This window comes from Enhygromyxa salina, from assembly GCF_002994635.1.
GTDB classification, from domain to species: domain Bacteria; phylum Myxococcota_A; class Polyangia; order Nannocystales; family Nannocystaceae; genus Plesiocystis; species Plesiocystis salina_B.
Genome location: NZ_PVNL01000062.1, coordinates 1 through 20,306, shown reverse-complemented (window position 1 = coordinate 20,306; position 20,306 = coordinate 1). Strand labels below are relative to the sequence as shown.

General features: G+C 69.3%; 16 protein-coding genes. 10 read left to right on the top strand and 6 right to left on the bottom strand.

The window, feature by feature from the left end:
- Positions 1-94 precede the first annotated feature (94 nt).
- Positions 95-700 carry a hypothetical protein gene (locus ENSA7_RS16810; protein ID WP_146157777.1) on the top strand — a complete coding sequence of 202 codons (606 nt, stop codon included), beginning with the start codon at positions 95-97 and terminating at the stop codon, positions 698-700.
- A gap of 140 nt (positions 701-840) precedes the next feature.
- Here the strand turns inward: ENSA7_RS16810 and ENSA7_RS16805 are convergent, their stop codons facing one another.
- The 3 genes from ENSA7_RS16805 to ENSA7_RS16795 are packed head-to-tail and all read right to left on the bottom strand — an operon-like array spanning position 841 to position 3,760.
- On the bottom strand, positions 841-1,641 hold the full coding sequence (locus ENSA7_RS16805; protein WP_106090310.1) for a glutathione S-transferase C-terminal domain-containing protein: 801 nt from the start codon (positions 1,639-1,641) through the stop codon (positions 841-843).
- A 10-nt stretch (positions 1,642-1,651) separates the two neighbouring features.
- Positions 1,652-2,500, bottom strand: a complete 849-nt coding sequence (locus tag ENSA7_RS16800) for a C15 family peptidase (RefSeq protein WP_106090309.1) — start codon at positions 2,498-2,500, stop codon at positions 1,652-1,654.
- 57 nt (positions 2,501-2,557) lie between these two features.
- The gene (locus ENSA7_RS16795; protein ID WP_106090308.1) at positions 2,558-3,760 is read right to left on the bottom strand and encodes a pyridoxal-phosphate-dependent aminotransferase family protein; all 1,203 of its coding nucleotides are present in this window, start codon (positions 3,758-3,760) and stop codon (positions 2,558-2,560) included.
- Positions 3,761-3,808: 48 nt separating this feature from the next.
- On the opposite strand from ENSA7_RS16795, the gene ENSA7_RS16790 reads away from it, so the two are divergent.
- The 3 genes from ENSA7_RS16790 (at position 3,809) to ENSA7_RS16780 (ending at position 8,200) form a co-directional block, all read left to right on the top strand.
- Positions 3,809-4,999, top strand: coding sequence for an alanine racemase (locus ENSA7_RS16790; RefSeq protein ID WP_181233811.1), 1,191 nt, complete (start codon positions 3,809-3,811; stop codon positions 4,997-4,999).
- A gap of 9 nt (positions 5,000-5,008) precedes the next feature.
- A complete protein-coding gene (locus ENSA7_RS16785; RefSeq protein WP_106090306.1) occupies positions 5,009-6,757 on the top strand; it encodes a DUF167 domain-containing protein in 1,749 nt (582 codons plus the stop codon).
- 159 nt (positions 6,758-6,916) lie between these two features.
- Complete coding sequence (locus ENSA7_RS16780; RefSeq protein WP_106090305.1) at positions 6,917-8,200, top strand: citrate synthase; 1,284 nt, start codon at positions 6,917-6,919, stop codon at positions 8,198-8,200.
- Between the two features lie 72 nt (positions 8,201-8,272).
- Here the strand turns inward: ENSA7_RS16780 and ENSA7_RS16775 are convergent, their stop codons facing one another.
- The gene (locus tag ENSA7_RS16775; RefSeq protein ID WP_106090304.1) at positions 8,273-8,722 is read right to left on the bottom strand and encodes a hypothetical protein; all 450 of its coding nucleotides are present in this window, start codon (positions 8,720-8,722) and stop codon (positions 8,273-8,275) included.
- A 153-nt stretch (positions 8,723-8,875) separates the two neighbouring features.
- Positions 8,876-9,622 (bottom strand): hypothetical protein, encoded by a 747-nt coding sequence (locus ENSA7_RS16770; protein ID WP_106090303.1) that lies wholly within the window; start codon positions 9,620-9,622, stop codon positions 8,876-8,878.
- 45 nt (positions 9,623-9,667) lie between these two features.
- Here ENSA7_RS16770 and ENSA7_RS16765 point away from each other — a divergent pair, with 45 nt between their 5' ends.
- The 5 genes from ENSA7_RS16765 (at position 9,668) to ENSA7_RS16745 (ending at position 17,127) form a co-directional block, all read left to right on the top strand.
- Entirely contained in the window at positions 9,668-10,174 is a 507-nt protein-coding gene (locus ENSA7_RS16765) for a hypothetical protein (RefSeq protein ID WP_106090302.1), read from the top strand.
- A gap of 13 nt (positions 10,175-10,187) precedes the next feature.
- Complete coding sequence (locus ENSA7_RS16760; protein ID WP_106090301.1) at positions 10,188-12,089, top strand: feruloyl-CoA synthase; 1,902 nt, start codon at positions 10,188-10,190, stop codon at positions 12,087-12,089.
- Between the two features lie 430 nt (positions 12,090-12,519).
- Positions 12,520-13,338, top strand: coding sequence for a TetR/AcrR family transcriptional regulator (locus ENSA7_RS16755; protein WP_106090300.1), 819 nt, complete (start codon positions 12,520-12,522; stop codon positions 13,336-13,338).
- A 128-nt stretch (positions 13,339-13,466) separates the two neighbouring features.
- Entirely contained in the window at positions 13,467-15,824 is a 2,358-nt protein-coding gene (locus ENSA7_RS16750) for a TonB-dependent receptor (RefSeq protein WP_181233810.1), read from the top strand.
- 166 nt (positions 15,825-15,990) lie between these two features.
- Entirely contained in the window at positions 15,991-17,127 is a 1,137-nt protein-coding gene (locus ENSA7_RS16745) for a hypothetical protein (RefSeq protein WP_106090298.1), read from the top strand.
- 153 nt (positions 17,128-17,280) lie between these two features.
- Here ENSA7_RS16745 and ENSA7_RS16740 read toward each other — a convergent pair whose 3' ends face one another.
- Positions 17,281-17,940: a tetratricopeptide repeat protein gene (locus ENSA7_RS16740; protein WP_106090297.1), complete on the bottom strand. Its 660-nt coding sequence runs from the start codon at positions 17,938-17,940 to the stop codon at positions 17,281-17,283.
- An 86-nt stretch (positions 17,941-18,026) separates the two neighbouring features.
- Here ENSA7_RS16740 and ENSA7_RS16735 point away from each other — a divergent pair.
- Positions 18,027-20,306 (top strand): tetratricopeptide repeat protein (locus ENSA7_RS16735; RefSeq protein WP_146157776.1); only part of this gene is annotated, 2,280 nt, incomplete at its 3' end.

Below are 20,306 nucleotides of genomic sequence, written 5' to 3'. Positions count from 1 at the left end.
CAAAATTCGTTGAAATAAGTTCGGCTCAGACCCTGGTCATGGGGCGTGCTTTACATTATCTTATGATCAGCTCTTGATCCAAAGGACCACTCCCATGCGCCCCGCAATTACCGCTCTTGTCTCCATCTCCCTGCTCGCCCTGGCCCCCGCGTGTGACAGCTCGGATGCGGACCTGGGCGACGACTTCCGCGGCTCGTTCGATGTCAACACACAGATGACAATGGCCGACGGTGGCAGCGACGACGGCACGGTCATCTGGGAGATCGTCGAGGCCGGCGTGGTCTACGAGGGGCCAGCGCAGCTCGGCAACGTCCTCATGTATGTCGAAGGCAACGCGATCTACGACACCAGCGGGGAAAAGACCTGCACCATCGACAGCCCCTTCCTGCACAGCAACATGCGCGAGGTCGTCGCCGCCAACGGCAGCGAGGTGCTGTTCACCGTGTGGAACAACTACGTGTTCGACGGTGAGATCCACGTCAAGAGCGAGAACTGGGGCCAGGTCAAAAAGCAGTTCGGCGACAAGCTGTTGTTCCAGCTCGAGCCCAACGACATCTTCCTCGGTGAAGCGATCGACGGCTACCGTTTGATGTCCACCAACGCCGACATCACCGCGCAGAGCGAGGGTCGCAAGCTGCTGATGGCCGCGCTGATGACCGGCGAGTGTGGCAGCGCAGGCCTGCCTGGCTACACGTTCTGACCGCAGACAGGTCGCTGCCCAAGCTGAACCAGACGACGAGTGGCGCCTGCAAGCGGGCGAGGAGCTTGGCCCGAGCTGAAACCAGTTCCGGGCTCCATGGACCCCGAGGTCGGCGCAACGCCGGTCTCGGGGTCTTCTCGTCATGAGCTTCGCGTGGACGGGCGCTCTTCGGCGAACATGCGGAGCACGAACGCCCCCGCGGCGGTCGCCCGTAGCTGCCTGGCGAACGCGCCGTAGGCCGGCGGCCCCTGGTCCAGCGCGGGCAACCAGGCGCCGTAGCCCTCGCTGGGCTGAACACCGACCACGATCGCGGACAGCGCCGCGAAGCTCAGATCTGCGATCGAGAATTGATCGCCCACGAGGTAGCGGCGGCCGTCGGACAGGCGATCGCTGATCTGCGTGAACTCGGCCAGGATGTGACCGCGAGATCGCTCGGCCAGCTCCGGGGTGATCTTCAGCTTGCGGATCAAGATCTTCCGGATCACCGGACCCAGCCGCCTGAAGGTGCGGGCCTGGCTCGCCCCCACGCTGTGGACCGCGATCTCGGCGAGCACCGCGGCATCCGGCAGCAAGAAGTGATAGACGAGCCGGCGGGTGTCGGCCCCGAACCGACCGCTGAAGTGGCGATCCAGGACCGTCGCCTCGGGACTCCAAAACTCGTCCCCTGCCCCGGCCCGAGTCGACGCGAAGCGCACGATCTCGGACGAGTCGGTGAGCAGCGGCGCGTCGGGATCGCCCGTGACCAGCATCGGGGTCGAGAACCGCGTCGAGCCGCGATCGGCCTGGCCCCGACGGTAGCGCAGCCCGACCGGGATCGTGGCCGCGAAGTGCAGCGCTGGCATCCACGGCTCCTCCACATACTCGAGCCCAAACCGATCGAGCGCCCAGCGAGCCTTCTCGTTGTAGTGAGACGGACGAATCGTGATCAGCCGCGGGGTCACGCCCGCCAGCTTACTCGCGTCCGACCAGCGACAACACGACCCCCGCGACGCCGTCGGCCAGCGCGTCGTAGTCGTCCGAGTCGGCGTAGGGGATGTGCAGGAAGTACACGGCCTCGAGCCGGCCCTCGCCCGCGTGCAGAGCCGTGAGCGCGCCGTAGTGGGTCTCGTTGCACAGGTAGCTGTTGTCGGCCCGGGCGCTGGCCGCCAGCAGCTCGTAGCCGGCGATCGTCCGCCCGGTCAGCGCGGCGATCCGAGCCGGGATCGGGCTCCCGTCCGGCGCCGCCAGGATCGCTGGGGCGTCCGGGTTGATCGGCTCCGTCCGCGCGACACCAGCCGCGTCCGCGCCCTGCCGCAGGTTGTAGGCCCCGACCTCGAGCTGAAGCGCGTCCAGCCGATCATAGACGCCCAGGCCGATGTTGATGATCACGTCGACGTCGGTCGGCACAGGCGTCCCGACCTCCCAGGTCACCGGCATGGTCGCGAAGCGCCACTCGAGCTCCGGCGCCGCGGCCCGCAGGCGCTGGACGAGCGGCCCGGCATGATCGCGGGGATCGCTGGGATCGCGGGGCTCGCTGGTCCGGGGCTCGCCCAGCAGCAACCTGCAGCTCGGGTTGTCGCGGCACCGCCACACGTTGGGCGGCTCGCCCAGCTCCCGCCAGTCGTTGAAGCCCGTCACCAACACGCGCATGGGTTGTCCTTCGTGATCGAGGATCGGCTGATCGGGATCGGGCCGCGCGGCGTCGACCTGGGCGGCTCGCGGCCCGTCGATCCGAGCGGTGTCATCGAGCTCGGCGACGCTCGACGAGCACCCGAGCGCGCTCAGGCCCAACAGGCCCAGCACAGCCAGCTCAGTCCCCACGTCCGTCCAAGCTCGAGCGGCGTCACGCATGCCAGCTAGATTGCCACGCACGGCGACTCATCGCTCGCCTGGGCCGTAGGCGGCCAGCGCTGCGGCGACGCCCAGGCCCTTGCCACCCTCCGGGGCCGCACCGCGCAGCACGTCGTCGATCGCAGCGAGGCACCCCAGCACGTTTCCCCGAGTGCAGGCGGTGCCCATCAAGCCGATCCGCCAGACCTTGCCCGCGAGATCCCCGAGCCCACCGCCAACCTCGAGGCCGTAGTCTCGCAGCAGTCGCGCTCGGGTGGCGCCGTCGTCCAGCCCTGTTGGGAGCTCGACCACGTTGAGCTGCGGGAGCCGGTGCTCCGCCGCGACCCGGAGCCGCAACCCCATGGCCGACAGCCCAGCGGCGAGCGCCTCGTGGTGGCGTCGGTGGCGAGCCCAGGCCTGCTCGAGGCCCTCTTCGTGGACCATCACCAGCGCCTCGTGGAGCCCGTAGATCGCGTTGACCGGGGCCGTGTGGTGGTAGGCACGCTTGGCGCCGCCGCCCCAGTAGCCCATCACCAGGCTCAGATCCAGGAACCAGGACTGCACGGGCGTCGCCCGGGCCTGGATCCGCTCGACCGCGCGGGCCGAGAACGACACTGGCGACAGCCCGGGCGCGGCCGACATGCACTTTTGCGAGCCCGAGTACACGGCGTCGAGGCCCCACCCGTCGACCTCGAGCGGCACGCCCCCCAGCGAGGTCACGGCGTCGACGACCGTCAGGCAGTCGTGCTTCTGAGCCAGCGCAGCGAGGCGCGCGGCGTCGGACAGCGCGCCCGTCGAGGTCTCCGCGTGGACGAACGCGAGCAGCTTGGCGTCGGGGTTGTCGTTGAGGGCCGCCTCGACCTTGTCGGGATCGACGGGCGTCCCCCACTCGTCGTCGACCGCGATCGCGCGACCGCCCGCGCGCTCGACGATGCTGTGCATGCGGCCACCGAACACTCCGTTGCGGCCCACGACCACCGCGTCGCCAGGCTCGATCAAGTTCACGAGGCACGCCTCCATGCCCGCGGATCCAGGCGCCGAGATCGGAAAGGTCAGCGGGTTGTCGGTCCGCATCGCGTACTGCAGCAGTCGCTTGACCTCGTCCATCAACTCGACGAACGCCGGATCGAGGTGGCCGATCGTCGGGCGCGCCATCGCCTGCAGCACCCGCGGGTGAACGTCGCTCGGGCCGGGGCCCATCAACATGCGGCGGGGCGGCTCGAAGGACCTGAACGGATCAGCGTGGCTCATGCGATGGGGTTTTACCCGACGGCGAGCGGACCAGCTAAAGTGGCGCCGATGACCGGCCAGAGGCTCAGCGAGGTGTTGGACGGGGCGCTCGCGCCGTGCCTGGATCAGCTGCTCACGCCCGCGCTGGTGATCGATCTCGACGCGGTCCAGGCCAACATCGCGGCCACGATCGCGCGTGTCGGTGGCGAGGATCGCTGGCGACCGCACCTCAAGACCAGCAAGCAGGCGGTGATCATCGACCTGATGCTCGACGCCGGGCTGCGCCATTTCAAGGTGGCGACCTGCGACGAGCTCGGGCTGCTCCTGCGCACGGCCGGCTCGCGGGCGGTCGACGTGTTGTTCTGCTACCCGGCCCAGCGCGCCTCGCTGACCGCCGTGCTGGCGCTGGCTCGCGCGCACGCCCACGCGCGGGTCCTCGTCCTGGCCGACTCGCCCGCGCACCTCGACGCGATCGCGGCGTGGTCGCGCGCGCTCGGTCACACCTCGCCGCTGCCCGTCATGCTCGACGTCGATCTGGGCATGCACCGAACCGGCTCGATCCCGGCGGAATGGCGCGAGCGCCCCTCAGTCCCCGAGCCGCTGGTGCTCGCGGGCCTGCACGGCTACGACGGACACCTGACCTGGGCCCAGCGCGAGCAGGCGCAGCTCGGCTACGACGCGCTCGTCGAGCTCGCTACCGCGCTGTGCTCGGGGCCCGCGGCGCCAGCTCCCAGCACCCTCGAGCTGGTGACTTCTGGCACCCACAGCTACGCGCACGCGCTCGACCACCCGGGCCTGCGAGCGGGCGCGTGGCGTCACAGCGTGTCGCCCGGGACGATCGTGCTGTCGGATCGCCGCTCGCACGCGGCCGAGCGCGACATTGGCCTGCGCCAGGCGGCGTTCGTCGCCACGCGGGTGATCAGCGCCGGCCCCGATCGCGTGACCCTCGACGCCGGGAGCAAGGCGATCGCACCCGACGTCAGCCCGCCCAGCTGCGCGATCGTGGATCACGGCGAGCTCGAGCCCCAGCGCGCGAGCGAGGAGCACCTTCCTTGTCGCGTGCAGCCAGGCGCGGCGAGCCCCGAGCTCGGACGCTTGCTGTGGCTGATCCCCGAGCACGTGTGCACGACCGTCAACCTCTACCGCGAGGCCGTGTGGATCCGGGGCGGGCGCTACGTCGGCGTGGGGCCGGTCGGTGCCTCGGGCCACGGCTGTGGGTTGCCGGACACATCGCTGGTCAAGCCGCCGCGCGAGGGCTAGGGTCTCGCGGTGCTTCGCGTTCGGCCAGACGGCGCCATCGAGATCGATGTCCACGCGGTCCCAAAGTCGTCGCGCGACGCGGTTGGCAAGCCCCACGGCGGACGGCTCAAGCTTCACGTCAAGGCCGCGCCCGTCGACGGACGCGCCAACGCGGCGATCATCAAGCTGATCGGCAAGACGCTGGGTGTCCCGCGCGACCAGATCGAGCTCGTCCACGGCCAAGCTGGCAAGCGCAAGACCGTGCGGATCTCCCCCCACGCGGGGCTCACCTCGCTCGCGGATGTCCTGACCAAGCTCGGGCTCGAGGACCAGGTCCAGGGCCAGGCCCACTGCCACGGCGATGGGGTCCCGGCGCCAGGGTCGAGCGCGCAGGTCGGGCTGCTGCTGCTGCTCGCGCTGGTCGGCGTCGGCGGGTGTGAGAGCCCCCGCGAGCTGCCGATCACCGTGATGTTGCCGGCCGACGTCAGCGACTATGACCGGGCTGACAACGCCAGCGTGGTCATGCGCCCCAGCGGCGACGTGTTCAGCTTCGACGTCGACGGCCTCGACTTCACGCTCGAGCTCGAGGGCCCCCCCTCGACCGAGGCGCAGCAGCTCGAGCTGTACCTCGCGGACGGTGAAGAGCTGCTCGCGTGGGGCGCCACGGCCCCGTTTGCGAGCGCGGCCCCGGACGTCGGCCTCGCCCTGTTTCTGGGTCGCCCCGGGCTGCTGTCGAGCTGGCCCGAGCAGCTCGACGCGCCCGATCCCCTGATCCTCGGCGCCCGCGCGATCGGGCGCGGCATGCTGTTGGTCCAGGCCGACGGCGACACCTTCTTGCTCAACCACTACACGCTGCTGCTCGAGAGCGGCAGCCGCCTGCCAGACACGGCCGGCTTCTCGACCGACCCGAACAATTTAGGCAGCGGGTTGGGCAGCGGGCTGTTCTCGGCCGCCAACGGCACCGTCGTGCGGCTCGGATGGGATCAGCCAGATCCGATCGCGTGGCGCTACGACCCGGGCGCCGACACCTGGACCGAGCTCGACCTCGCGAGTCCGGGCGCGGGCGTCGAGGTTGGCGGCCGCGCGGGCGCAGCCGTGCTCACCGATCCCGACGACACCCGGGTGTACCTGCTCGGCGGCGGCGGCTCGACCGACGGCGTGGCGATCGATCTGATCGCAGACGCGCAAGGTGTGCTCGCGGCCGCCCCGGTCGCCGACTTTGCGCTCGACGGCCCGCGCGATGGGGCCACCGCGCTGTGGATCCCGACGCAGGACGATCCAACCGCCGACGTGCTGCTAGTCGGCGGCGACGCCGACGCTCCGCTCGCGGTGCTGTCGAGTGTCGGCGCTGGCGTGGGTCCGAGCATGGCCTGGCGGGGGCTCGGCTGCGCGATCCAGACACCGACACCGACCCAGGCCGGCGTCGCGGTCGTGTGCGTCGGCGGCAGCATCGACGCTGTGCCCACCGCCGACGCGCTGACGATCGACGTGATCCCAGGGGCGTCGGCGCAGGTCGACGTGCACGAGAGTTTCCTCCCCGTCGCGCTGCCTGACCCACTGATGTTCAGCGACGCGTCCGCGCTCTATACGCAAGGCGAGGGTCGGTGGTTCCGCATCGCCCGCGACGGCCTGACCGTCACCGAGCCCAACTCGTCCCCTGCCCGGGCCAGCGGCGGCCATTTAGTTTCTCTCGAGAACGGTGTTACTTTCGTCGTTGGCGGCGTGAACCCAGAAGGCGCCGCGCTCGACCGTTGGCAAGTCTTCACGCCCGCCCTCTGACCTCGAGCCCACGGCGCAGCCCGTGGACAGTGAGCAACCGAGCCCGCGCGGCGATTTTGCTCGACGGAACCAACCCTTGTTGCGCATCATCTCCCCGGCCGACGCCCCGACGGTCCGCGCGCATCGAACACACCCAGGGGCTGTGATCACGGAGCAAGAATGGCCGACACGCTGACAGTCAAGGACAACCGAACCGGTAAGCAATACGAGATTCCGATCTCCGACGGGACCATCCCCGCCAGCGCGCTGCGTGAGATCAAAGTAGACGACGAGGACTTCGGGTTGATGTCCTACGACCCGGCGTACAAGAACACGGCGTCGTGTCGCTCGGCGATCACCTTCATCGACGGCGAGAAGGGCATCCTTCGCTACCGGGGCTACCCGATCGAGCAGCTCGCCGAGCAGTCGAGCTTTCTCGAGGTCTCGTACCTGCTGCTGAAGGGCGAGCTCCCCAACCAGAGCGAGCTCGACACGTGGGTCGACAAGATCACGCACCACACCTACGTGCACCAGTACATGATCCAGGCGATGGAGGGCTTCAAGTGGGACGCCCACGCGATGGGCAAGCTGGTCTCGCTGCTCGGCACCCTGTCCACCTTCTACGAGGACAGCAAGAACGTCCGCAACGCGGCGGTCCGCGACGAGCACATCATCAAGATCATCGCCAAGATGCCGACGATCGCCGCGTGGTGCTTCCGCCACATGCAGGGCCGGCCGTACATCTACCCCGACAACGGCCTGAGCTACGCCGGCAACTTCATGAACATGCTGTTCCGCATGGCGGAGCCGCAGTACAAGCCGGATCCCGCGATCGAGAAGGCGCTCGACGTGCTGTTCATCCTCCACGCCGACCACGAGCAGAACTGCTCGACCAGCGCCGCGCGGGCGGTCGGCTCGGCCGAGACTGACCCCTACTGCTCGCTGGCCGCCGCTGCAGCCGCGCTCTACGGGCCGCTGCATGGCGGCGCCAACGAGGCCGTGCTGCGGATGCTCGAGGAGATCGGCAACCTCGGCAACATCCCCGGCTTCATCGAGGGCGTGAAGAACCGCGAGCGCCGGCTGATGGGCTTTGGCCACCGGGTCTACAAGAACTACGACCCGCGGGCGCGGATCATCAAGAAGCTCGCCCACGAGGTGTTCGCCGTGACCGGCAAGAACCCGCTGCTGGAGATCGCCCTCGAGCTCGAGAAGATCGCCCTCAACGACGAGTTCTTCGTCGAGCGCAAGCTGTACCCCAACGTCGACTTCTACTCGGGGCTCATCTATCAGTCGATCGGGTTCCCGGTCGAGTTCTTTCCGGTGCTGTTTGCGATCCCCCGGGCCGCCGGCTGGCTGGCCCAGTGGCAAGAGATGCTGATGGATCCCGAGCAGAAGATCGCGCGGCCCATGCAGATCTACACGGGCGCAGGCGAGCGGGCCTACGTCCCCATGGACAAGCGCTAAAAGGGTCACACCACTCAGCGCCTCGGCTCTCCATGTTCGTGATGGAGGCCGGGGCGTTTGCTTGTTCGATTGCTAAGCCGGTTGCGCGCGATCCAATGCCTCGAGGCCGTCGAGGATCAGCTCGGCGTCAGTGCCCTCGATCGAGCTGAGCCAGCTGGCCGCGTCGAAGGGGTCGCGGAACAGGCGGACCTGTGCGGTGCTGGAGAACATCTGCATGGACACGCTGTGCACGATCGACGCGCCGAGGCTGTGCTCGGTGTCGACGATCCACGCGACCGCGGTGACGGTGGGACCGGCCGCGAACGCGGCCGCGAACCCGGCTCGAACCTCGGCGGATGGCGGCGGGAACATCTTGCCCAGCCAGATCAGCACCACCATCGACTCGAAGTGCCTGCGCATCTCGAGGTAGGCCTTGGCCTCGCGCAGCGCGACGTCGAGGCTCGGCGTCACCGGGTGGTAGAGGATGAACACGCCTCCACGGACGGCTGCCAGCCCCTTCGGCAGACAAACTTGTTCGTTCAATTGCCAAGTATGCGACGCGACTGCCACGAATCGAGGCTAGCGGGTCGCGGATCCGGCCGACTGTCCCTCGGACCGAAACCGTAGGAACTCAGTTCTTGGAGCAGGCTGCGGGGCGCGGTCGGGCCGCCAGTTCACCCCCCCGCGCGGGGCCACTCAGCGAGGCTGCTGGATCACCGTGAGCTCCCCGCGCTGCCCGTCTCGCTCGTACACCAGGTTGGCCTCGTCCTTGCCCGAGAGCGCCTCGTCGAGGGCACGGATCGCGTCGAGCGAGCTCAGCTCGGCGCCGTTGACCGAGAGCAGGATGTCGCCCTCGCGCAGGCCCAACATGCCGGTGAGGCTCTCGGTTCGCGCGCGGACCAGCTGCAGGCCCTGCCCGGTCGCGCCGCGCTTGGGCCACAGCGAGACCTCGCCGACGAGCAGCTTGGGCTCGGCGGCGAGCTTGTCGATGAGATCGGGATCGATCTTGCACACGCGCTGTGGCTCCTCGGTGCAGACGATCGCCCCAGGCGCGATCTCGAGGCTGGCGCGACCGACCTGATCGAGCTTGTCGCCGAGCTGATCGGCGCGTGCCCTGCCCGCCTCGCCGAGCTCCGCGAACCCCTGCGCGGCCTCGTCCAGCCCCACGGCCAAGCTGCGCCGCGCGCCCGCGACCTTCTCGTCGACCTCGAACCGCTCGCGGGCGTCGGCGATCCCCTCGCGGGCGTTGGCGAGCCCCTCGCGGGCTTCGTGGCGAGCCTCGCCCAGACCCCGCTTGGCCTGCTCGACCCCTCGCTCCGCCGTCCGCGCCGCCTCGTCGACGACCTCGCGGGTCTGCTCGCTCGATCGGCCCTCGCAGGCCACGACGCAGGCGAGCAGCAGACCAAGCGACAGCCCCGAAGTTCGGACATGGGCGCGAAGCATGCCAGGAGCATAGCCGACGCCGAGCGAAGCTCTTAGGATCCACGCATGCGCCAGCTCAGCCTATGCCTCGCCACCTCCGTATTCGCGGGCTCGCTGCTCGGCTGCGCCGCGCTGCGGCAGAACATGCGCGGCCAGGAGCTCTCGTACCGCGGCGCGTGGCACTGCGGCGGCGGAGCGTGCAAGCCGAGCGAGATGGTCAAGTCGACCAGCGGCACCCGCGACGGCACCGTCAACATCAACACCGTCAAGCTCGATCCCAAGGCCGGCATGGCGTTCACCGCGGCCGCCCCGTTCGAGCAGCTGGTCGCCACGGTCACCGACTGCAAGGGCAAGCAGGTCAGCGTGCCCGAGCGCGACATCGTGCGACCCGGCAAGCACGGCCTCAGCGATCAAGACGCGCGCGAGAGCTGGATCGTGTGGGTCGACCCGACCGCGCTGAGCAAGCTCGAGCGCGGCGCGGGCTCGTGCGCCGTGTGGAAGGTCGAGGCCACCGCGACGTGGGCCGACGGCGTGACCTACTCGCTGACCGCGGGCGTGGACCTCAGGCGCTGAGCGAAGGCTGGTCATGGATGATCTCCCACAGTGGGCGCTGCCCAAGCTCGCGTCGCCGCAGGTCGAGCTCCGCCGCCGAGCCGACGGGGCCACGATCCTCGCCAACGCGCTGCCGCTCGGGAGCTACCCGCGCTGCCTCGGTGATCTGCTCGTGGCCAACGCCGCTGCCCGGCCCGATCAGGTGTTCCTCGGTGAGCGCACCGCGGGTCCCCACAGCCCGTGGCAGACGGTCACGTGGGCACAGGCCCTGACCCGGGTCCGCAGCCTCGCGCAGGCGCTGATCGATCTTGGCGCGGGGCCCGAGCGACCGCTCTTGTTGCTGTCGGGCAACTCGATCGCCCACGCGCTGCTGACCCTCGCGGCCATGCACGTCGGGATTCCGGCCGTGCCGGTCTCGGTCGCGTACTCGCTGGTGTCGCGCGACTTCGCCAAGCTCGAATTGATCAGTCAGCAGATCACGCCCGGGGTCGTGTTCGTCGAGCAGCGCAAGCCCTTCATCCCCGCGCTCGAGGCCGCCGGGCTCGCCGCCCTGCCGCTGATCTGTGGCGACGCGTCGCCAGGCTCGCCCGCGGATCCAGGACCGCGGGCGCGCACGGTCGAGCGTTACGAGTCGCTGCTTTCGCTCGCGCCGAGCGACGAGGTCGACCGCCGCTTCGCCCAGCTCGGACCCGACACGATCGCCAAGGTGCTGTTCACCTCGGGCTCGACCGGGCTGCCCAAGGGCGTGCTCAACACCCAGCGGATGCTGTGCTCGAACCAGGCCGCGCTCGCGCGGGTGTGGCCGTTTTTGGGCGAAGACGCCGCCCGCGGTCGGGTCCCGGTGATCTGTGACTGGCTGCCGTGGAACCACACCTTTGGCGCCAACTTCAACTTCAACCTGATCTTGATGCACGGCGGCAGCTTGTGGATCGACGCTGGCAAGCCGGGTCCGGGCGCGTTCGAGGCCACCCTCGCCAACCTGCGCGAGCGCTCGCCCACGCTGTACTTCAACGTGCCGCGGGGCTTCGAGCTGCTGGTCCCCGAGCTCGAGGCCGACGCCGAGCTGCGCGAGCGCTTCTTTGCAAACCTCGATCTGGTGTTCTATGCCGCCGCCGCGCTCCCGCAGCGGCTGTGGACGCGGCTCGAGCAGCTCGCGATCGCGGCCCGGGGCCAGCGGCTGCTGATGGTCTCGGCGTGGGGCTCGACCGAGACCGCGCCGTGCTCGACCGCGGTCTACTGGCCGATCGAGCGCGCGGGGGTGATCGGCAACCCGATGCCGGGCACCGAGATCGCCCTGATCGACAACGGGGACAAGCAAGAGCTGCGGGTGCGCGGCCCCAACGTGACCCCGGGCTACTGGCGCGACGCGCAGCTCAGCGACGCGGCCTTCGACGAGTTTGGGTTCTATCGGATCGGCGACGCCGGCAAGCTCGCGGACCCCACCCGACCCGAGCTCGGCCTGGAGTTCGATGGCCGGGTGTCCGAGGACTTCAAGCTCAGCTCCGGCACCTGGGTCCACGCTGGCAAGCTCCGGCTGCAGGCGATCGCCGCCTGCGAGCCGCTCGTCGAGGACTGCGTGCTCGCCGGCCACGACCGCGCCGAGCTCGGGCTGTTGCTGTTCCCCAACCTCGCCGCGTGCCGCGAGCTCGCCGGGCTCGACCGCGCGGCGACGGCCCAGCAGGTGGTCTCGCACGAGCTCGTGCGGGCCGCGGTCAGCCGCGCGCTCGCGGCCCACAACCGCCAGCACCCCAGCAGCAGCACCCGCTTCGCGCGCGCGATCCTGCTCGCCGACCCGCCGTCGATCGACGCCAACGAGATCACCGACAAGGGCTACATCAACCAGCGTGCCGTGCTCAGTCATCGCGCTACACTGGTCGAATCGTTGTTCAGCGACGATCGAGACGCGCTCACCGTCGGCACTGTGGACTGTAGCTAATTTCCCCGCCCACGCGTGGCCCATGCCGCAGGAAATGCGTCGAGCGCTCTGGGAGCCCGTGGTGGTATGCATTGAATCGCTCCTCGTAGCATTTAGCGACACCGCGGGGGCTGCATTGAGCCGCGGTAGGGGCAAAAAAGGTCGTTCAGTGCCAGCAGTCGAGTGCTGCTAGAGCCGCGATCGTATCAGTGTATTGAAAGCGGTGCGACCGCACGCTCGCTTCTCGTCTCGCGTTCGTGTATGCATTGAGTGCATTCGCGGTGAGCCGACTCGCACCGTTGCCAACGCCGTCTCAGTATACCGATTCAAGCAGTGGTCATTACTACACCCCCAGTCACGCCCCACTGCGGCGGCCCTGGTTTGCATCCCGAGTCCCTCAGCTTTCCCCCCAACCCCGAATAGCGCCCCAGGCGCAATCGAACGAGTACCGATGCCAAAGCCGACCTTCCTCAACCTCCCCGACGAGAAGCGCAAACGAATCACCGAGCTCGCGCTCGATGAGTTTTCGACCTACCCCTATCGCCAAGCTTCGCTGTCACGAATCGTCTCTCGGGCAGGAATCGCCAAAGGCAGCATGTACCAATACTTCGAGAACAAGCTCGACTTGTATCGGTGGTTGGTGACCGACGAGCTCGAGGCCAGGCGCACGCAGTGGTTGGAAAATGACTCGCAACAGCACGCGCAGGCAGATGACGCCGAGGCGTCGGGCCCCCGCGAGGTGCTCGGACTGTTCGCCGGGCTCGAGCGCCTGGTGATGACGCGGATCGGCTTCATGCTCGCGCATCCGCGGCTCGCTCGTCTCGCCGCCAGCGCGATGGAGCCGTCCGCCGACGACGAGCTGAGGGAGCTGCACGGCGCGCTGTGGCGCAGGCAGATCGACGATCTCGCGGCCCGGCTCAGCGAGGCCCGGCACACCGGCGAGGTCCGACAAAACATCGATCCGCGCACGGCCGCGCACCTGATCGACGCGCTGATCCTGCGCGGCACCACCAACGCGGTGCTCGAGCGGCTCGGCGTCGACGCCCACGAGCTGCTGACCAAGCCCGACGCGGGAGCCGAGCTCGCGGAGTCGGAGTGGCGGGGGCTCGTGCGGGACGCGATGCGGCTGATCCGTGGCGGGATCGAGGCGACCGCGCCGCTGCAGGCGGCCCAGGGCTCCAACGGCAGCCACGACGATGACGTCGACACCCGCCTGCGACCGATCGCGCGGCCCAACATCGAGTGGCGCGCGAGCCACGAAGGCGGCTGATCTCGACGGCCGCCAGGTTTTTTGTGGCGCACCGCGCCCGATCGCGGCCATCTCGCACGAGTGAAATCCCTCGTGGACCCGGGGTTTCCCGCCTTGCTCACCAGCGGTGAGCTCCGACAATGCGAGGAATGTCTGTCCGGCCAGGGTCCCGGCTCGCCGCCGCGCTGGCTGGGCTGTTGGCGGGAGCCTCACGTCTGGCCTGGGCGGGGCCGCCTGGGTCGGGCGAGGCGCCGGATGACACCCGCGCGCAGACCGAAGATCTCGATCCAGATCCAGACTCGGATCCAGATCCCGAGGCGGATGCAGACCAGTCCGAACCTGGCGACGACGCCGCCGACGACGACCGCTCCACTCGCGAGATCATCGTGAGCAGCGACACGCCCGACAACTACGTGCGTGACGCCAGCGTGGTCAGCCGCCGCCAGATCCAAGAGCGGCTGCCTCGCTCGGCCCCCGACGCGCTGCGGTTCGAGCCCGGGGTCTACGTGCAGCAGAGCGCCCACGCTCAGGCGTCTCCCTACGTCCGTGGGCTGACCGGACAGCAGACGCTGATCGCCTTCGACGGGATCCGGCTCAACACCTCGACGTTTCGCCAGGGGCCCAACCAGTACTTCTTCACGGTCGACTCGCGCACGATCCAGCGGCTCGAGGTGGTCCGCGGCGCGGCCTCGACGACCTGGGGGTCCGATGCGCTCGGCGGCGCGCTGCTGACGACGCCCATGGATCCGACCATGGATCGCTCGAAGCGGTGGACGGTGCACCCGCGCCTGCTGCTCGCCCACCGCACGGCCGACGGCGAGCTCGGCGGGCGGGCGCAGCTCGACCTCGGGTGGAAGGGCAAGCTCGGATTCTTCGGCGGGGTCGGCTACCGCGACGTCGGGCAGCTGCGCACCTCCGGCGCCGTCACGGCCCCCGCGACGGGCCGGCCGTGGAAGGAGCCCCGGTTCGCCAGTGACGAGCGGACCCAGCTCGGCACCGGATTTCGCGAGCTGACCGCCGACGCGCGCCTGGTCTGGCAAATTGATGACCGCTGGCGACTGAGCGCGGGCTACTACGACTACCGCCAAAAGGACGCGCCGCGGACCGACAAGTGCCCACCAGCCGAGGCCCCCGACGACGAGTGCCTGGTCTACCTCGACCAGTTTCGGACCCTGACCTACCTCGCCGCGGACATGTCCGACGGGCCCGACGCGGCCGCGCGCGCGCGCGTGAGCGTGAGCTACCAAAATCAGCACGAGCGGACCCAGCTGACCCGCGACAACGGGGTCCCTGCGATCGACGGTGGGATCGAGAGCAACGGCCGCGACGACGTGCACACGCTCGGCCTGCGCACCACGCTGTCGACGGCCGTGCTCCCGCTCGGTGAGCGCGTCGCGTTTGGGGTCGACTACGGCGGTGATCTGTACTTCGACATGATCGAGAGCCACGCCTGGCTGGAGTTCACGGACGTGTCTCCGCCGGTGACCTCGGTCGCGCCGCGCGGCCAGTACATCGACGGCTCGCGCTACCTGACCTCCGGCGTGTGGGCCCAGCCCTACGTGTGGATCGGTGAGCGGGTCCGGATCAGGGCCGGCGGCCGGGGGGCGTTCGTGTGGGCCAAGGCCGACGGCGAGGACGCCAGCGAGACCCTGGCGGTCGATCGCAGCTGGGCGACCGCGGTCGGCAACGCCGGGCTCATGGTCGTCGCCGCGCCGTGGCTGACCTGGCACCTGGACTTTGATCAGGGCTTTCGCGCGCCCAACCTCGACGACCTGACGAGTCGCCAGCAGACCGGCCCGGGGTTTCAGTTCGAGAACGCGAGCCTCGAGCCCGAGCGGGCCCTGTCGTTCGACACCGGGTTTCGCGTGCGTCACAAGCGGGTCGAGGCCAGCCTGTTCGTCTGGCACTCGTTCATCCGCGGCTTGATCGGCCGGGCCCCGCGCGAGCTGGGTGCATGCCCGGGCGGCGCGGCCGAGAACCCGACCGGCTGCGAGGCCTCACGCACGCGCTTTCAGCTGGTCAACCTCGACGGGTGGGCGTTGCTGCGCGGCGTCGACAGCTCCGTGCGGGTGTTCATCCCGGCCGGGTTCGTGATCGGTGCGACCTTCTCGTGGGCCTGGGGCGAGGGCCAAAACCCCGTGCCGCCGCCGACCAACACCGGCGCGAGCAACTACGAGGAGCGGCTGCCGCTGTCGCGGGTGCCCCCGCTCAACGGGACCGTCGAGCTGACGTGGTACTCGAACGTCGGCCTGTGGCTGGGCTCGGCGCTGCGCTGGGCCGGCACCCAAGATCGCCTGGCGCTCGCCGACGTCGCCGACACGCGAATTCCCGATGGTGGCACGCCCGGGTTCGCGGTCTGGGATCTTCGCGCTGGCTACCGATTTGATCCGGTGGTCCTGCTTGGACTCGTGTTCGAGAACGTGATCGACTCGCCGCATCGCTATCATGGCTCGAGCGTCAATGGGGCCACGCGCTCGCTCAACCTGTCGGTCGAGGTCGGGTTCTGATCGGGACAGGGGGAAACCCTCGGTCAGCCAGGGGATTCGCCTCCAGGAGTTCGGTGCCAGATACGGGTGGTCTCCCGATTGTTGGGTGCGGCCGCGCGGGTGTATCCGAGGCTTGGAGTTCTACCCGATGCCCATACAACCTCTTCGCGCTCTTTGTACCCTGACCTTGTTCGCCACGCTGGTGGCCTGCCGCGCGGGCGATGACCCGATCGATGATGACGGTGGTGACGGCGACGGTGACGTCGGTGCGGGAGAACCCTGTGATCCGGCCGACGACCCGGTCGACGAGAGCGCCTGTGTCCCGCTCGCGACCGACTACCTGCCAATGGACAGCGACGCGGATTCGTATGAGGCGTGTATCTCGGACGGCGGCGTCTACGAGCTGGTCTCGGATCCGCCCGGCTCGATCGCCCGCGTCGAGGCGGCCGACGAGATCGCCGATCTGCTGTGGCGCAACGACGCGCCGACCCGAGACGACTTCACCATGGCGCGCGCCGCCTATGAGTTCGACCAGGGCCTCGGCTCGCGGGTCGAGCGACGCGAGGATCTGCACTACCCCGAGATCCCCGAGGCCGAGTGGGACCCCGGGCTCGACCCGGACAAGCAGTGCTCCAACACCCAAAACGCCGAGAACCACCCGGATCGCTGCGCGGGCCCGGTGCAGATCCGACCGTTGATCAACGACGCGTTCATCGCCGGCATGTCCGGTGAGGGCGATCCCAACGTCCACGCCGCCCGCATCGAAGCCGCGATCGTGTGGTTCTCGTATCTGTCCGTCTACAAGGAGGCGTTCACCTGCGTCGCGACCCCGAAGGACTGCGACTCCGCGTGGGCCTACTACACGGGCGGCGCCCAGGCTGACGGCGACGTGATCGGCTTCGCCAAGCTGGTCCGCGACTACAGCCCGACCGCCCACCAGCGCATCTTCGACGGGATCTTGGCGGTCCGTTGCTTCCGCGATCTGTACTCGATCGACGACTTCCCGACCTACGCCGACCTCCCGGCCGAGGGCCAGGCGCTGTTCGACAACGCGTGGGAGCAGCTCGACGACGCGCTCGCCCGCGGCTTCGTGGTCGCCCTGCGCCAGCACTTGCTCGCGCACGACGACGAGCAGTGCAGCGAGGCGCTCGAGGCGAACTGGGCGTTCGTGCAGATCGCTGGTGGGGCGCTCGATCGCGAGCTGCGTGAGCACGACGCGACCGCGGCCGACGAGCTGGCGGCGATCTACGCGCTCAGCGAGCCGGGCACCGCGGACATCGAGCGCGCGGTCGAGCTGCTCGACTCGGTCATCCCCTGCGGCTGACCTGCGCTCGAGCTGAGTAGCCGAGTCGTCCCAGGACTCGAACGGCTGACCCCGAATCGTCTCCTGGAGAGCTCGGGCGGCTGACCCCGAGTCGTCCTGGCGGCTCGGGCGGCTGATCCGAGTCGTCCCAGGAGCTCGGGCGGCGCGCTCGGGCTACTCGGGCGAATCGGCGTCGAGCTCGACCCGAGCCTGGGAGGCGGGGAGCCTCGCGTCCCAGGCCAGGCGCGCCTCGAGATCAGTGATCAACGCTTCGCAGCCGGGGAACCCGCCGAGCTCGCGGCCGAGGCCCTCGGCTTCGCGGGCGGCGACGAGGGCTTGCTCGAACCGGCCGAGGTTGCGGAGCACCCGGGCCTTGGCGAACGCGAGCAGCTCACGGTCGTCGAGGGGCTCGTGCTCGTGCCGCGCGACGAAGGTCTCGATCGTGCGCAGGGCGGCCTCGTGGCTGCCCTGGTTGATCCGCGCCTCGACGAGATCGAGCACGAGATCGCTGGACATCGCGTCGGCGATCGCCAGCGCCGACGCGTACTCGTCTTCGGCGGCCTCGTGATCGCCCCGCTCGACGTAGTAGTCGCCAGTCGTGCGATGCCACAGCACGAGGGTTCGCTCGTCGCTGGGGTTGGCGCCTTCGAGCAGATCGCCGGCTTCGGGGAACCGCTTCATCTTGAGCAGCGCGTGCGCCAGCAGCATGCGAACCGGAAAATTTTCCGGCTCGTGCTCGAGTAGCGCGCGACAGACCCGCTCGAGCACCGCGTGGCTGCCGTCCTCGAACGCCTCGATCGCAGCGCTCCACAGGTCTTTCTTGGTTGCGGCCATGGGGCTCTCTCCCGGCCGATCATACAACCGCGGCGCCCAGGTCTGAAGCGAAAGCGGTAATGCGTCTGATGCGCGACCCCCCGCCCATGCATACTCCGGGCGTGACGGGCGTGCTGCACTGGCTGCGAACCATCCCGCGTCGGCCCTACCTGCGTCGGCGAGCGCTCGTGTTCGTCTGCGTGCTCGCGCTGAGCTTCGTGCCCATGGCGGGGACGTTGGGCTATTTCTCGAGTCTGCTGCTGGCGCCGCTGCTGAGCTGTCTGGCCGCGGCCGCGGGGGTCGACGCGGTGCTGGAGCTGCGAGCCGCGGCTGACACTGGGGGATCCCCGGACGAGCGTGGACCGCTGTGGCGGCTCGCGGCTCACGGGGCGCGCGAGCTGGCGTGGTTGGTCGGTCTCGCGCTCGGCCTGCTGGTGGTGGGGATGCTGTGGACGACCAATTGCGATCCGTTCGGGGGCGCGGCGTACTTTGTGATCGGGCCGATGTGTTCGGCCGCGCTGGCCTGGCTCGCGGGGGTCAGCGCCGCGCTGCTGATCGGCCCGCGGCCGCGGTGGGTCGTGCTGATCGCGGGCTGGATGCCGCTGCTGGGCTCGACGTTGATCGGCGTGCATCGGCTGTATTTTGATCCGGTCGTGTTTGCGTATGATCCCTTCGTCGGGTGGTTCTCGGGGCCGATCTATGACGAGGGGATCGAGATCTCATCGCGCTATGTGCTGTACCGGGCCTACAACGGGGTGGCCGCGGCGGCGGTGTGGCTGGCGCTGGGAGCGAGCCTGGATGAGCGGCTGCGGTTGAGTCGGTCACGAATGCTCGCGGGCGGTCCGAATCGGCTGCGTTCATTGGTTGCGGTGGTGCTCGGGCTCGCGGCGCTGGCGATCGGCTGGTCGGCGCCGCGCCTGGGGTTCACCGCGACCACAGAGAGCCTGGCGCGGGTGCTGGCGGCGACCAAGACCACCGAGCACTTTGTGATCCGCTACGCGCCGACCTCGATCACCGCGCGCGAGATCGAGATGGTCGCGGCCGAGCACGAGTTTGCGTGGCACCGGCTCGAGCGCCGGCTGGGATCGGCGCCCACCCGGAAGATCGAGAGCTTCATCTTTGTCAGCGGGGATCAGCGCGGCGCGCTGATCGGGGCCAACAAGGTGGAAGTGTCACCCCCGTGGCGGCAGCAGATGTACCTGAGCCAGCGGCCGTGGCCGCACGACGTGATGCACCACGAGCTCGCGCACGCGTTCTTGGGTGACTTTGGCGACCCCGTGCTGGGGCTGCCGATCGCGGGGCTGCGCTTCAATGGCGCGCTGGTCGAGGGCGTGCCCACGGCCCTGGCCCCGCGCGCGCACGACAACCTGGGGCTGCACGAGCAGGCGGCGGTGCTCGATCGGTTGGAGAAGCGACCGCCGCTGCAGGCGATCATGGGCGCGGGGTTTTGGGGGGCGGCGGCGAGCCGGGCCTACACCGCCGCCGGGTCGTTCGTGCTGTGGTTGGCGCAGACGCATGACTGGGAGTCGGTCGCGGAGCTGTATGGCAACGCGGGGGACTTCGAGGCTACGTATGGGGTGGGCCTGGACGCGCTCGAGCAGCAGTGGCTCGGGTTCCTGCGCGAGATTCCGCTGCGGGAGGCGGACGTCGAGGCGCAGGCGCAGCGATACCAGCGAAGCTCCGTGTTTCGGCGGCCGTGTGCGCACCGGGCCGCTGATCTCGCCCACGCCGCTGCGGTCGCGCGGGTGCTGGGGCAGGAGGAGGAGGCACTGGATACTCAGCGGACGCTGTGTCGGATCGAGCCGGACGAGCCTGGCCACTTCTTGCGGCTGGCCGACATGCTCGCGGGGTGGGAGCAGTTCGACCAGGCGGCGGCGGTGCTGGACGAGCTGGCTGGGCGCGAGGAGCTGACGGCTACGGTGCGGGCGGTGATCGAGGAACAGCGCGGGGACACGGCGCTGGTGGCTGGGCGGCTGGACGAGGCGGCGATCCACTACCGGGCGGCGATCGGGCTGGGGTTGAGCGAGGCTGGTCGGCGGCAGCTGCAGATCAAGCTGCTTGGGGCTGGGGATGTGGAGCTTGCTCCGCTGGTTGTCGAGTTTTTTGGGCCGTTTCGGGTGAGTGATGATTCGCGGGCGAGCTCGATGCTGCAGCTGTGGACGGCGGCGAAGATTGCTGGGTTGCCGGGGTATGCTGGGATTGGGGATTATCTGCTTGGGCGGCAGTTCGCGAGCATTGCGGAGCCTGGGCGGGCTGCTGAGGTGTTTGAGCGGGCGGTCTTGGGGGAGGGGTTGGTTAGTGTGGAGCTTCAGCGAGCGGCGCTGCTGGGGTTGGTGGCTTCGCTGACGCAGCTGAAGGAGTGGGAGCGGGCGCGGGGGGTGCTGGGG

Excerpts from the sequence above, each read along its gene's own strand:
- ENSA7_RS16810 (WP_146157777.1), top strand. The coding sequence starts at position 95 with ATGCGCCCCGCAATTACCGCTCTTGTCTCCATCTCCCTGCTCGCCCTG.
- ENSA7_RS16795 (WP_106090308.1), bottom strand. The coding sequence starts at position 3,760 with ATGAGCCACGCTGATCCGTTCAGGTCCTTCGAGCCGCCCCGCCGCATG.
- ENSA7_RS16790 (WP_181233811.1), top strand. The coding sequence starts at position 3,809 with ATGACCGGCCAGAGGCTCAGCGAGGTGTTGGACGGGGCGCTCGCGCCG.
- ENSA7_RS16780 (WP_106090305.1), top strand. The coding sequence starts at position 6,917 with ATGGCCGACACGCTGACAGTCAAGGACAACCGAACCGGTAAGCAATAC.
- ENSA7_RS16770 (WP_106090303.1), bottom strand. The coding sequence starts at position 9,622 with ATGCTTCGCGCCCATGTCCGAACTTCGGGGCTGTCGCTTGGTCTGCTG.
- ENSA7_RS16765 (WP_106090302.1), top strand. The coding sequence starts at position 9,668 with ATGCGCCAGCTCAGCCTATGCCTCGCCACCTCCGTATTCGCGGGCTCG.
- ENSA7_RS16760 (WP_106090301.1), top strand. The coding sequence starts at position 10,188 with ATGGATGATCTCCCACAGTGGGCGCTGCCCAAGCTCGCGTCGCCGCAG.
- ENSA7_RS16755 (WP_106090300.1), top strand. The coding sequence starts at position 12,520 with ATGCCAAAGCCGACCTTCCTCAACCTCCCCGACGAGAAGCGCAAACGA.
- ENSA7_RS16750 (WP_181233810.1), top strand. The coding sequence starts at position 13,467 with ATGTCTGTCCGGCCAGGGTCCCGGCTCGCCGCCGCGCTGGCTGGGCTG.
- ENSA7_RS16740 (WP_106090297.1), bottom strand. The coding sequence starts at position 17,940 with ATGGCCGCAACCAAGAAAGACCTGTGGAGCGCTGCGATCGAGGCGTTC.